This is a genomic window from Haladaptatus caseinilyticus, assembly GCF_026248685.1.
In the GTDB taxonomy this organism is placed as follows: domain Archaea; phylum Halobacteriota; class Halobacteria; order Halobacteriales; family Haladaptataceae; genus Haladaptatus; species Haladaptatus caseinilyticus.
In genome coordinates, this window is record NZ_CP111036.1 from 782,438 (window position 1) to 795,249 (window position 12,812).

Below are 12,812 nucleotides of genomic sequence, written 5' to 3' on the forward strand. Positions count from 1 at the left end.
TGTAAAGTCCATCTGGCGACCAATCTCGTCAGCGACTGAACGGAGATATTACCATGGCCCTGATAGAACTCAATCTAGAAAAGCCAGCACTGAAACGGACCGAGCTCGTTAAGGAAACCGAAGTCGAGGAAACCGAGACGACGGAAGAGGTGGATGCGGAAGTCGAAGAGGAGGAACTCGAGGAGACGAAAGGTCGCGGCAAAGCTAAAACGTTTGTCCGCCGCGCCGCAGTTCTCGGCGGTACCGCCGCCGGAATCGCGGCTGCACGGAAATTCCAGCAGAAACGTCAGAGCAAGAAGGATGCCGAGCAGCAGGACTTCGAAGAAGACTGGCAGACCGCCGAATAACGCACCTTCCTTTTTCGCGTTCGTTCCCAAACGCCTTTGAGCGACGCGAACCTTTCTGTTGCCAATGGATACGATTGTGTGGGTGGTTATCGGAATTACAGCCTACTGGTTTGCCCTTCTCGCACTCCGGGCAAACGATATGCTGCCGTCGTATCTCGGTATGCAGGGGCCGATTCTGACGCTACACACCCAGAGAGGAAAGAAACTGCTCGACCGTCTCGCTCGACCGAAACGGTTCTGGCGAGCGTGGGGGAACTTCGGTCTCGGCATCGCGTTAGTCGTGATGGTCGGGACCTTCCTCGTGCTCGTCCTGCAGGCGATTACCATCGTACAGAAGCCGCCGGAGCCGACAGCAGTCACGCAACCGCGCAACGTACTCGTCATCCCCGGCGTCAACGACTTCCTGCCGCTTTCGGTCGCCCCCGAAATCCTGTTCGGCCTCCTCGTCGGATTGGTCGTTCACGAGGGAGGACACGGCATCTTCTGCCGCGTCGAGGATATCGAAATCAAATCGATGGGGCTGGCACTGTTCACGATTCTCCCCATCGGCGCGTTCGTCGAACCCGACGAAGAGAACCGGAGAAAAGCGGATAGAGGCGGCCAAAGTCGGATGTTTGCGGCCGGCGTGACGAACAACTTCGCGGTGACGATCCTCGCGTTCATGCTCCTCTTCGGCCCGGTGATGGGTTCGATAACCGTCGCATCGGGTGCGGCGGTCGGCGGCGTGTTCGACGGGTCGGCCGCGGATGATGCGGGTATCCAACGTGGCGATCGAATCGTCGGTGTAAACGGAACCTCCGTCGAGAGCAACGGCGACCTCCACGACAAACTGGCGAACATCGAAAGCAGAACGGTTCCGGTTACCGTCGAACGCGGCGACGAGGAGCGACAGACGACTATCGAACGTTCCTTACTCGTCACCGCGATCGCGAAAGCCTCCCCTTTCGCATCGGATGGACAGAACTCGGGCAAGCCAGCGATCGACACAAGCGAAAACATCACCGCCGTGAACGGGACCACCGTGTATACGGAACGGGCATTGGAACGTGAACTCGCCGACCGAAAAATCGCCACGCTGACCGCCAATGGCGAGAACGTGACTGGCCCGATCGGTGCGCTCTCAACCGTCCAAGCGGGCGGTCCGATGAGCACGGTCGGTGGAGTGAGCAAAGGCGACTCGCTCGTCATCACGGCTATCGACGGCGAGCGAATCGTCAACAGCAGCGACCTGAGTAGTACGCTGAACGGATACGAGGCGGGAGAGACCGTCACCATCGAAGCGTTCACGAAAAACGATGGGTCCTACCAGCGCGCCACCTACGACGTGACCCTCGGCGAGAACAGTGACGGCGGAGCTATCGTCGGTATCCTCGTCTCACCAGGAACGTCCGGCATCACGGCCAGTGGGTTCGGGACGAAACTGTATCCGGCCGAGACGTTCCGGGACCTCGTTGCCGGGCAGTTCGTTTCCGTCTTCGGTGGCGGTGGCAACGGCCCACTCACTGCCTTCCTGCTGGGTATCGCCGGAACACTTCTCCTGCCTTTCGCCAGCCTCTCGATGCCCGTCGGCTACAACTTCGCCGGGTTCGTCGCGTGGAACGCCAACTTCTACACGGTGCAGGGACCACTTTCGGGACTGGGTGGAGGCGTATTCTTGATTGCGAACGCCCTGTTCTGGACGGGATGGATAAACCTCAACCTCGGCTTCTTCAACTGCATTCCGGCGTTCCCGCTGGATGGAGGACACCTCCTCCGGATGGGTTCGGAAGCCGTCGTTTCGCGACTCCCGACGAGTCAAGGAAGACAGGTTACGACGATGATAACGACGACCGTCGGCCTGACGATGCTGGCCAGCCTCATCCTGATGATATTCGGCCCACGCCTGTTGGCCGGATAGGCTCGGAGTCGGTTCCACGTTACTGGTTTTTCACTGACCGAAACGAACGGATGGCAACGCGAGCGAGACTACGCTTCGTCTTCGACCTCGGGAAAACAGTTGAACTCGATAGTGACGGAGTCAACGGCCTTTTCGTTCGTATCGACGACGACCACGCGATATTGGCCGTGAAACGGGCGATGGCCGAGGTGCTGTTCGTACTGGAGTTGACCTTCGTTTACACCGACTTTGTTCGCCATCAGGTCGGCATCGTCGGCCGAAACCGGAATCGAATGAGCGAGTTCGTCCGCGATATCGTACACCCGAATCGTGTCGATATCGTATCGTTTCACGTCTTCGACGGACAGCGGAACCACGAGCCTGACCGTATCGTCTTCGACGGTTCCCCTCGCGCCGTTGTCCAACGCGTCACCATCCCCATGGGAAAGCGCGTGCGAGTGACAATCGACCGTATCCGAGCCACCGGAGTTTGATCCGCTACAGCCAGCTAGTCCAGCCATCGTTCCACACCCGAGACTGGTTAGCAGTCGTCGTCTGGAGGGCATACAATCATATATCTGAAAGGAGTCGAAATAACTACCGATCGCCGTAGTTCGTGATATCGACGCAACCGAAACTGACGGGTCAGTCTTCGAGACCCATCCGTTCGTAGAACTCCTCCGGCGTGTCGGGAATCCGCTCGAAGTCGCCGAAGTCGCGTTCGTGGTGTCGAATTATCTGTTCCAATATCCACGAACTGAACGTCTCGTCGAACTGCCACTCGCCGGCGGGACTTTCGACTTCGAACCGGTCGTCGGTTGCAAACGCGACGTAGACGTGATAGAATCCGAGAATTACGTCCGCAAACTCACGGGCTTTCGTTCCGCTCTCCGTTCGCTTTTCTTCGAGTTCCTCGTAGCCCGCGTCGGTGAGTTCGAAATACTTCCGGTCGGGTTCGTCCTCACGCTCGATTCGTTCGGCCCATCCTTTCTCCTCGAACTTGTAGAGAATTGGATACACGGAGCCGTAGGATGGTTCCCAGTGGCCACCGCTAATCTCCCGTATCTCCTTGAGTATTTCGTACCCGTACCGCGGTTTTTTGTCCAGAAGTTCGAGCACGAGATACGATATCAGGCCTTTCGGCGGGCCACTTTTCCGCATTGACAGGGGGTTTAAGTCGTGTTTTTGAAAGGCTTTCGGTCGGAGCGACACTGTCCGCAGTAATATCAATAGCGTCGATGTGAAAGTTCCGAGGCGACTCAAAAGTTCCTTGTCCGGTCGCTCCTAACCCCCGCTTATGCCGAGAAAAGTCCCACCGACGCGCGAAGGATGGTACGCACTCCACGATTTCCGAACCATCGATTGGAACGCGTGGCGAGACGCTTCCGAGCGAGTTCGAGAGAGCGCACTGACGGACGGCGTCGAGTTCCTTCAGGCGCGCGAAGATGTCACCGACGCGGACGACGGGTCGTCCGCCGTCTTCAGCGTCATGGGGCACAAGGCCGACCTGCTGGTCGTTCACTTCCGTCCGGAAATGAACGACCTCGACACGGCTGAGCGAGCGTTCGAGCGAACCGGGTTCGCCGACTTTACGGAACGAACCGATTCCTACGTCTCCGTGACGGAAGTCGGCGGATACACCTCCGATGAGATGGTCAAAGATCCGGACGACATCGAAGACACGGGGATGGCGCGCTACGTGGCGAGCAAACTCTATCCCGACGTTCCAGACGCGGAGTTCATCTGTTTCTACCCGATGAGCAAACGCCGAACCGGGGAAGACAACTGGTACGACACGCCGTTCGACGAGCGCGCCGAGATGATGTCCAGCCACGGCGACATCGGCAAAGGCTACGCCGGAAAGGTCACCCAGATCATCACCGGAAGCATCGGAATGGACGATTTCGAGTGGGGCGTCGACCTGTTCAGCAATGACCCGACCCACATCAAAGACCTGCTGTACGAGATGCGCTTCGACGAGGGAAGTTCGCGCTTCGCGGAGTTCGGGTCGTTCTACTTCGGACGGCGCTTCCCGCCCGAAGACCTCCCGGCGTTCATGGACGGCCAGGAAGTCCCAGTTCCGGAGGACGCCCATCCCCACGGCGATGCGCACGCACATGGTCACAGCAACGCGGGCACGAGTCCGCACCACGGTGATGCCCACGGCGAAAGTGGACACGGCGAAGGCGGCCATCACCACGAAAAATCCGGAGACGAGGATGACGAGTCCGAGAACATTCGCGGCGAACTCGAGGACCTCGACATCTACGCCGGAAAGCCGCACGGCGAGGACGTGTATGCGATGGTGCTCTACTCCGAGGAGGACGCGGACGACCTGTTCGACGAGGTAGACGGCCTCCGGAAAAACTTCGATCACTACGACACACATGTCAAGACAGCGGTGTACGAAGGCGCCGACCGCTCGGCGGTCGTGAGCATCTGGAAGACCCAAAGCGCGGCGGAGACGGCGGGCGGTTTCCTCGCGGACCTCCCCGGAATCGTCGCCCGAGCGGGTGATGAGAGCGGATTCGGGACGATGGGCATGTTCTACACCGTCAAGCCCGACAAACGGGAGGACTTCGTGGACAAGTTCAAAACCGTCGGCGGCGTGCTCGAAGATATGGAGGGTCACTTCGACACCGACCTCCTGGCGAACCACGAGGACGAAAACGACATGTTCATTGCCAGCCAGTGGCGCTCGAAGGAGGACGCAATGGCGTTCTTCCGCAGTGACGCCTTCAGCGACACCGTTAGTTGGGGTCGGGACGTCTTGGCCGACAGGCCTCGACACGTGTTTTTGGCGTAGAGAGGGAAGGGATATCATTTCCGAATGATTACCGCCGAGATGAACATGGGCTGGCAGGCTACCGTTGAACGAGTCGGCAAGGACGGTGCGATTATCGCTGGAATCCTTCTCGTATGGGTCGCATTTCGGGCTTCGGCGTCTGCCTGACCTCCGTCGCTTCGATGACCGGAACGCTGGTGTACAAGCTTGGAAAGTGCGGAGTGAAAGTGAACGTGAGCCACAAATAACTACCCACGGTCATTCGATTTTCCAGTTGAAACCATGGCCCGAAGAAGTCACACTGCCCGCCGGAACCAAAACCCCCATGCCCTCGGAAGAGTAACTAACCGATAAGAAAATCGAGGGTGAAATAAGGATATGACAAAGCGACACGTTACGCTCCCCGAGTCCGCCGAAGCGGGCGTCCGCGGGTTCATCGACGAAGTAGACGAACGGCTCGCCAGCGACGAGGATACGTGCAAGGTGGTCGAGGAGGTGCTCGTCGACCTCCACGGTGACCGCGACGCCTATGAGGCGTGGCAGAACGGCGAACCAGTGTCGAACGCGGAACGCGTGCGACTCCAGAGTTACGACCCCTGTAACTCGACGCTGGAAAGCGAGTACTACGCGGAAAAAGACGAGGAGAAGTTCCGGAAATCGAAACACCTCCAGTGGTTGTGGCGACAGTTCGACGCGACACCGATGGCCGACAACGTCGAGTTTGCCCTCCGTTTTCGTGAGATGCTGGCGAGCCACCTCTTCGAGGAGGCGGGTGACAACCTCCGCATCTTCAAGGGAGTCACAATGACATACGGGCACAACATCACGGTGGGTGACAACACGGTCATTCACGACGATGTACATCTCGACGACCGCGGAAAACTGACAATCGGCGACCGATGTTCCATCAGCGACGGAGTCCACATCTATACGCACGACCACGATGTCGTGGACCAAACCGAGGTGACGAACTTCCACACTATCATCGAAGACGATGCGCGAGTAACGTACGACTCGATGGTTCGTGCGGGAGTAAAAGTCGGTGAGGACTCCATCGTTGGCGCGCGCGCAGTCGTCCAGAGCGACGTTCCGGCGCACCACATCGCGGTCGGTATGCCCGCGAAAAGCATCAAAATCAAACCCGGGTGGGAGGACGAAACGGTCCCCCTCGACGACGCACCACCGACGGAAAAAGAATCACGACGAATCGACTCCGAACTGCCCGACGATTTCGAGGTGTTCGACGAGTTCCAGCGCGACCTCGGTCCATCGAATACATCGAACTAATCCGACACCACACCGCTTTTCTCCTGTGAGGTCGTGAGCTATACTATGCGACGCCGTACGTACTTGCGGACGATGGCGCTCGGGATCTCCGGACTCGCCGGGTGTATGGAATCGTCCGGTAGTGCGACGCAAACCTCGACTACGGATATGGGTCCGGGAGTTCGGATCAAGACGGTCGCTATGAACCTCGAAGTGCCATGGGGGACGGCCTTCGCTTCTAACGGCGATCTCTATCTCACGGAGCGACCGGGTCGGATTCGTCGTATTCGCCCGAACAGCAACGAAATCGTCGCCGACATCACCGACGAAATCGCCCACGAAGGGGAAGGCGGTCTCCTCGGATTGGTTCTCCACCCGAACGACGAGAACTTCGCGTACACCTACCAGACGTACGATGGGTCGGCAGGGCTCACAAACCGAGTCGTCCGTCATCGTATCAAAGACGGGTTCAAGCGCGACCGCACGATTCTCGACGACATACCCGCCTCGTCGATCCACAACGGCGGCAGACTTGCCATCTACGACGATGCGCTGTACGTCACCACGGGTGACGCTACCGATTCGGAGCTAGCACAGGACAAAGAGTCGTTGGCAGGAAAAGTCCTTAGACTGTCGCTCGATGGAACGCCACATCCAGACAATCCGTTCGGGAACGAAGTGTTCACATACGGTCATCGCAACCCGCAGGGCCTCGCGTTACGGGATGGAACGGTATTCAGTACGGAACACGGCCCCGACACGAACGACGAAATCAACGTCCTCGAAGCGGGGAACAACTACGGGTGGCCGACCGTCACCGGCGAAAGCGAAGGCGAGGAGTTCACCGACCCGATTGCGACGTACACGCCGACTATCGCACCTGGAAGCGCGACGTTCTACACAGGACCGATTTCCGAATGGCGAGGCGATTTCTTCTTCGGAACGCTCGTGGGGCAGCATCTCCACCGCGTTCGAATCGACGAACGGAACGTAGTCGAACAGGAACGCCTGCTGGAAAACGAGTACGGGCGCCTGCGAACCGTTTTCACTGGACCGGAGGACCATCTGTACGTGACGACCAGCAATCAGGATGGACGATCAGCAGGGCCCGCGCCACAGGACGATCGAGTGCTGAAGCTTCAACCAGCATAACTCCTACCCGCGTTTTTTCGAACGCAGTAAAGACGAGAGTAATGAGTGGCCACAAACGGCCAGTTCGACGACCAATCAACGAACGTTCTAAAATTTGTGGACAAAATGTGCGAAGCTACCAAGTAGCATGACGGCGTATGTCATATCGTAGCATGAACGTCTGGGGGTGGATCATCCTGTACGTCGTCCTCTTCGCAGGACTGCAGCTACTCATCTATCGTTTCCTCCGGAGCGACGAGGATTCGCCGCTCCTTCAGTCGACGCCATCGAGCGCGGAGCGAGGTGCGCCGGACGAGGTTCGAAAGGAAAGCGTTCTCGAAGAGTTCAGCGAGGCAAATCAGGCAGACCCGAGCATTCGTCGATGTCCACATTGTGGGACGGAAAACGGTGCGGAATACACGTTCTGTCGGGAGTGTATCGGACCCCTCGGGGTTTGGTAGTGGAGCGTGGTAGCCACGCTTTTCCCATCCGCGTCCCCACGAAGAGCTATGCCACGCGCCGTCGCGATTAACGTCGCCGCAAATACCAACCAGCCCGGCGTCCGCGGCCCGATTTTTTCGGACGGGCGGTTCGAATACGTCCCGATCCCCGAATCGGAGCCGACGGGTCGTGCGGTTCCGACCTACGCAGATCTCGACCTCTCGGTCGAACTCCCCGAAGGCACGGACGACCTTCCCGTCCATCTCGACCCGGAGTTTGCGGAGTATCCCTGTTGTGAACGGTACACCTACGGCGACCCGTTCGGCGTGAAAGCTCGACCGCTTTTGGAACTAGGCGAGGGAGATTTCGTTTTTTTCTACGCGACGCTCTCGACGATGGACGAACCGGACCACGAATGGATTTCCCCTCGCTGGGGGGCATATATCATCGGGCAGTTTCGGTTGGCGCGCGAACCGATGTCCGAATCCGAGTTTGCGGGCTCCAAAAACGACGTTCGGAACGTTTTCGAGAACAACGCGCACGTGAAACGCGAGACGTTCGATGCCGAGGTGTTGGTGGCGGGTAAAGAGGAGGATTCGATGTTGTACGAACGAGCAATGCCGTTGAGTAGTCCCGAGACGGGGACGGAGGCGAATCGAATCGTGACGGAACTCTCCAGCGACTCGGGAAAGGGACCATGGTGGCGCAGACCGATGAAGTTTAACCGAGATGAAACGAAGGCGCTCATTTCACTGGTGGAGAACCGCGATTTCGGTCAACTCGTCGATAAGACGGGGTAACCGGGGTGTACAGCAGGTTATTTTATGCTGATGGAATCGAAAGCGTTCTACAATGCGCGAATTTGACACAGTTAGAACATGATTTCCCCGTGTCGAATAGAAACGACGGAAGCATCGAGACGTGATGTAACGGAGATCGGAGTCGGCACGCGTCCCGTCGGTGCGCTCCGGATCTCGACCGAACGTGGTGGGCGCCATTCACAGCCACGACAAAACAAGATGGCAAGGGCGATTTCGTAGATGACAAGCGACGAACTATCCGGGGCGAACCAGGAACGTCAGGCAACCATTCTCAGACGGATCTATCGCGTCATCGCGGACAAAGACGAGCCGTTCGAGGGAAAGGTGGAGAAACTGCTCGAAATCGGCAGGGAAGCGCTGGGAACGGAGTATGGAGCGCTCTCCTACATCGAGGGCGATGATTATATCTTCGAAATCGTCCACGACCCAAGCGGAGAAACAGAAGCCGGTGACGTCGTCCCGCTGGAGGAAACGAACTGCGAGTATGCAATCGATACCGAACAAACGCTCGTTCTGACGGACATCGAATCCGAAGCCCCGGAGCTGACCTCCCGTGCGGGGTTCACCGAGATGGGAGTGCAGTGTTACATCGGAACACCGGTCGTGGTAAACGAAGCGGTCTACGGAACTTTTTGTTTCTACGACCGAACGGTTCGGGCGGAGCAGTTCACCGACTGGGATATCACGCTCGTGGACCTGATGGGAAAGTGGATCAGCTACGAATTGGAGCGGGAACGGAGAGAAGCCAAACTCACGCGACAACGAAATCGCCTCGACGATTTCGCAAACGTCGTCGCCCATGACCTCCGAAATCCGATCAATGTGGCACAGGCGTACGTCGAGTTCGCCCGGGATGAGCCCGAGAACAGACACGAACATCTGGACGGCGTCGAAACCGCGCTGAACCGAATGGAGGTGCTCATCGATGACGTGCTGTCGCTCGCACATATCGAACAGCAGAATCTCGACGCCGAAACGGTTCATCTCCGGAGCGTCGTTGATGACGCGTGGGAAACCGCCGCGACGGAGGGCCTTTCACTATCGATAGGGGATGTACTCCCCACGATCGTCGGCAGCCACAGCCTCCTGCAGCAGGCGTTCGAGAACCTGATTCGAAATACCGTCGAACATACGGATTCGGAAGGAACGATTCATATCGGACTGCTGGAAGATCGCTCGGGGTTCTACTTCGAGGACGACGGTCCAGGAATTCCGAAGGAGAAGTTCAAGCGAGCGTTTCAAGCCGGGTATTCGACCACCAGCGACGGGACCGGACTCGGTCTCAGCATCGTCAAGGAAATCGCCGACGCTCACGATTGGTCGATTTCGGTAACCGACGGAACGATGGGTGGCGCACGATTCGAAGTGGAAAACGTCCAGTTCATCTGAAAACGGGGTTCGGATGATGAACGCCGCGACGACGGGGATCGAACAGGGCGAGACGATCTCGCTTCGCTCGGCTCCGGCTCGCTTGCTCGACGCCTGCGAGCGCATCCGCTCGTCACGTTCGTTCCTCGCAGAATGCGCCGACCGGGAGTTGAACCCGGGCTATGAGCTTGGGAAGCTCATGTCCTGCCACTAGACCACCGGCGCGTGACTCTCTCTTCGGTCGTTCTTACGCGCCGAGGATCGCAAATCAATCGGATCTGCTCACCGCCGGTGCACTCGAACGATGCCAACGTTGCTACACCCCGACACCACTTCAACGTAGCGCCGTCCCACGTTCGTCCAAAAATTCATCGCAGTCGGGGAGGTTTTAGTCATTAGCAGACTAACACCCGGTCATGATAGATCTCGAACTGTCCGAGTCGGAGCTCGACGCTCACCGCGAGCACATCACGGATTTTATCGATGAGCAGATTTCCGCGGCGGGTGCCGATTCGGCGGTCCTGGGACTGTCGGGCGGCATCGACAGCACGCTGACGGCCTACCTCGCAGTGGAAGCTCTCGGAAAGGAAAACCTCCACGGCCTCGTCATGCCCGGTGCGGTGAGCCGGGAGGATAACATGAGCGATGCGGAGTGGGTCGCAAACGAGCTCGAAATACCCTACGACGTGTTCGAAATCAACCCCATCGTGGACGAGTTCCTGAACGCATACACCGAGGCCGAGGGTGACCAGATGGCGGTGGGCAACGCCCGCGCCAGAACGAGAGCGGTACTGAACTATCTCGTCGCCAACCACCAAGGAGCGCTCGTTCTCGGCACCGGAAACCGGACCGAGGCGCTGGTTGGCTACTTCACGAAATACGGCGACGGAGCGGTCGATTGCAATCCGATCGGTAACCTCTACAAACAGCAGGTACGCCAACTCGCGAAGCACGTCGGCGTCCCCGACGAACTCGCCGAAAAGGAAGCGACCGCCGGTCTGTGGGCCGGGCAGACCGACGAAGAGGAGTTGGGCATCGACTACGACACGCTCGATGCGGTGCTGGCACTGCACGTCGATGGTCCGGTTTCTGCCTCCGCAACTGCACGACAGGTCGATGGGGTTACCGAGGATGACGTTGCGCGAATCGAATCGATGTTCGCCCGGAGCAAGCACAAGCGCGCCGCCCCGCCGTCACCCGAATCGGTGTAAGTCGCGCCGACTCAATCGCGCTGAGCGGCGATGTTCTCGGCGTGCTTCGCCACGAGGGTACCGAACGCCTCGGCTTCGCGTTCCGCCTGTACATCGGCCGAGGACCGGTCACGGACGCGGTTTTTGACGACTGAGAGCGCGTCGGGGGTGTTTTGTGCGATTTCTTCCGCGACGGTTCGCGGGTCGTCGGCGATGCGCGAAACCAAACCCATTCGCAGGGCGTCGTCCGCATCCACGACTCGACCGGAGAGCGCGAGGTCGAGGGCGTCGCCCATGCCGACGATTCCCGGAAGGCGGACAGTTCCACCCCATGCGCCAAAGATACCGAGCCCGACCCCCGGTTCGGCGAACGTCGCGTCGGGGGTCGCGACTCGGACGTCACAGGCGAGCGCGAGTTCGACGCCACCACCCCGGGCGAAACCGTCGATCCCGGCGACGACGATGCTTTCCGCGCGTTCGATCGTGTCCGCTACGTGCTGGCCGTGTTCCGCGAACGCAGTCGCCGATTCCTGCTCCAACCCAGCCACGACATCGAGGTCGGCACCGGCACAGAACGCGGTTCCTTCGCCGTGGAGATAGACGACCGCTTGGTCGGCGTTTCCCACGGCCTCCGCGAGGTCGTTGAGGTCCTGCTGCGTGAGTGCGTTGCGGGACTTCGGGCGATCGAGGGTGACAGTTCTAATTTCCGAACCATCGGATACGCGAATCATACGTCCAGTTGGCGACGCTTTCCAAAGGTCTTTGGCAGTTCCGTCGTAAGCCCCGATAATGGAAGAGGCCGTGCGGGCGCGCGGGGCAGCGCGCGAGGCTATCGGGGACATCACGCCAGCGCGACTCCGCGATTATATCGACGAACTACTGGAGTCGTCGGGAATCGTTCCGGGTGTGCTGACGTTGCTGAGCGTGCGAGCAGTCGGTGGTGATGCCGGGACGAGCGCAGTCGAACGGCGCGCCGCAGGTGTCCAACTCATCTACGAAGGGTTACAACTCACGCGACGGCTGGCGTACGACGAACCGTGGAACGCTGAGCCACCGCACACGGAGAGTAATATCGCCGTCCTTGCGGCAGACGTGATGGTCTCCCGGGGGTTCTCGCTTCTCGCACGGACGGAAGCCGCCGGGACGGCGGTACAAACCGTCAAAGCGTTCGGACGAAATCAAACGGAAGGAACGACCAGCAACGCGCTCGAAACCGACGTGTTCGAACTCGCCATCGTCGCGGGAACGACGGCAACGGGCCGTGACCGTCCGGCAGGAACGCGGCGATACGCCGAGCAACTCGCCGGCGCAGCCGACGAACACGAATCGACGACGAACCTACCGGACGATACGGAAGAGGGACTCGTGAAGCTCTCGCGACGACGACCGAATCACGTCGAGTAACCCACGTCATCCAGTGCCGTTCCCTAACGCGAATCGAAACGCCTAAAGACGGTTCCGTGTGTAGAAGTAGATGCCTGCGCCTGGGTAGCTTAGCGGTAAAGCGCGTCCTTGGTAAGGACGAGAGCCCGGGTTCAAATCCCGGCCTAGGCTTTTTCGATTTTTTACCCCGAACAGCGGAGCAGT

The 12,812-nt window shown here is 59.0% G+C and carries 14 protein-coding genes and 2 tRNA genes; 12 read left to right on the forward strand and 4 right to left on the reverse strand.

Translation table 11 applies throughout. From position 1 onward, the window contains the following. Positions 1-53: 53 nt before the first annotated feature. Positions 54-347 (forward strand): hypothetical protein, encoded by a 294-nt coding sequence (locus OOF89_RS04435; RefSeq protein ID WP_266078827.1) that lies wholly within the window; start codon positions 54-56, stop codon positions 345-347. A gap of 64 nt (positions 348-411) precedes the next feature. Beyond that, on the forward strand, positions 412-2,244 hold the full coding sequence (locus OOF89_RS04440; protein WP_266078828.1) for a site-2 protease family protein: 1,833 nt from the start codon (positions 412-414) through the stop codon (positions 2,242-2,244). 68 nt (positions 2,245-2,312) lie between these two features. Here OOF89_RS04440 and OOF89_RS04445 read toward each other — a convergent pair whose 3' ends face one another. Then, the gene (locus OOF89_RS04445; RefSeq protein ID WP_266078830.1) at positions 2,313-2,789 is read right to left on the reverse strand and encodes a hypothetical protein; all 477 of its coding nucleotides are present in this window, start codon (positions 2,787-2,789) and stop codon (positions 2,313-2,315) included. A 79-nt stretch (positions 2,790-2,868) separates the two neighbouring features. After that, the gene (locus tag OOF89_RS04450) at positions 2,869-3,384 is read right to left on the reverse strand and encodes a PadR family transcriptional regulator (protein ID WP_266078831.1); all 516 of its coding nucleotides are present in this window, start codon (positions 3,382-3,384) and stop codon (positions 2,869-2,871) included. Between the two features lie 136 nt (positions 3,385-3,520). Here OOF89_RS04450 and OOF89_RS04455 point away from each other — a divergent pair, with 136 nt between their 5' ends. The 7 genes from OOF89_RS04455 to OOF89_RS04485 all read left to right on the forward strand — a co-directional run bounded on the left by OOF89_RS04455 (position 3,521) and on the right by OOF89_RS04485 (position 10,056). Beyond that, the gene (locus OOF89_RS04455) at positions 3,521-5,029 is read left to right on the forward strand and encodes a heme-binding protein (protein WP_266078833.1); all 1,509 of its coding nucleotides are present in this window, start codon (positions 3,521-3,523) and stop codon (positions 5,027-5,029) included. Positions 5,030-5,053: 24 nt separating this feature from the next. Next, the gene (locus tag OOF89_RS04460; RefSeq protein WP_266078835.1) at positions 5,054-5,176 is read left to right on the forward strand and encodes a hypothetical protein; all 123 of its coding nucleotides are present in this window, start codon (positions 5,054-5,056) and stop codon (positions 5,174-5,176) included. 210 nt (positions 5,177-5,386) lie between these two features. Next, on the forward strand, positions 5,387-6,295 hold the full coding sequence (locus OOF89_RS04465; RefSeq protein ID WP_266078838.1) for an acyltransferase: 909 nt from the start codon (positions 5,387-5,389) through the stop codon (positions 6,293-6,295). A 45-nt stretch (positions 6,296-6,340) separates the two neighbouring features. Beyond that, the gene (locus OOF89_RS04470) at positions 6,341-7,426 is read left to right on the forward strand and encodes a PQQ-dependent sugar dehydrogenase (RefSeq protein ID WP_266078840.1); all 1,086 of its coding nucleotides are present in this window, start codon (positions 6,341-6,343) and stop codon (positions 7,424-7,426) included. A gap of 137 nt (positions 7,427-7,563) precedes the next feature. Beyond that, on the forward strand, positions 7,564-7,866 hold the full coding sequence (locus OOF89_RS04475) for a DUF7577 domain-containing protein (RefSeq protein ID WP_266078842.1): 303 nt from the start codon (positions 7,564-7,566) through the stop codon (positions 7,864-7,866). A gap of 48 nt (positions 7,867-7,914) precedes the next feature. Continuing rightward, positions 7,915-8,646, forward strand: coding sequence for an Nmad3 family putative nucleotide modification protein (locus OOF89_RS04480; RefSeq protein WP_266078844.1), 732 nt, complete (start codon positions 7,915-7,917; stop codon positions 8,644-8,646). Positions 8,647-8,886: 240 nt separating this feature from the next. Continuing rightward, positions 8,887-10,056, forward strand: coding sequence for a GAF domain-containing sensor histidine kinase (locus OOF89_RS04485; protein ID WP_266078846.1), 1,170 nt, complete (start codon positions 8,887-8,889; stop codon positions 10,054-10,056). A gap of 133 nt (positions 10,057-10,189) precedes the next feature. Here the strand turns inward: OOF89_RS04485 and OOF89_RS04490 are convergent. Beyond that, a tRNA-Gly gene (locus OOF89_RS04490) sits at positions 10,190-10,260 on the reverse strand. Between the two features lie 191 nt (positions 10,261-10,451). On the opposite strand from OOF89_RS04490, the gene OOF89_RS04495 reads away from it, so the two are divergent. Next, positions 10,452-11,246 carry an NAD+ synthase gene (locus tag OOF89_RS04495; RefSeq protein WP_266078848.1) on the forward strand — a complete coding sequence of 265 codons (795 nt, stop codon included), beginning with the start codon at positions 10,452-10,454 and terminating at the stop codon, positions 11,244-11,246. 11 nt (positions 11,247-11,257) lie between these two features. Here OOF89_RS04495 and OOF89_RS04500 read toward each other — a convergent pair whose 3' ends face one another. Beyond that, on the reverse strand, positions 11,258-11,956 hold the full coding sequence (locus OOF89_RS04500; protein ID WP_266078850.1) for an enoyl-CoA hydratase/isomerase family protein: 699 nt from the start codon (positions 11,954-11,956) through the stop codon (positions 11,258-11,260). 58 nt (positions 11,957-12,014) lie between these two features. On the opposite strand from OOF89_RS04500, the gene OOF89_RS04505 reads away from it, so the two are divergent. Together OOF89_RS04505 and OOF89_RS04510 are read left to right on the forward strand one after the other, a co-directional pair. Beyond that, on the forward strand, positions 12,015-12,629 hold the full coding sequence (locus OOF89_RS04505; RefSeq protein WP_266078852.1) for a DUF7114 family protein: 615 nt from the start codon (positions 12,015-12,017) through the stop codon (positions 12,627-12,629). A 78-nt stretch (positions 12,630-12,707) separates the two neighbouring features. Further along, positions 12,708-12,779: transfer RNA gene (locus tag OOF89_RS04510), tRNA-Thr, on the forward strand. Positions 12,780-12,812 lie beyond the last annotated feature (33 nt).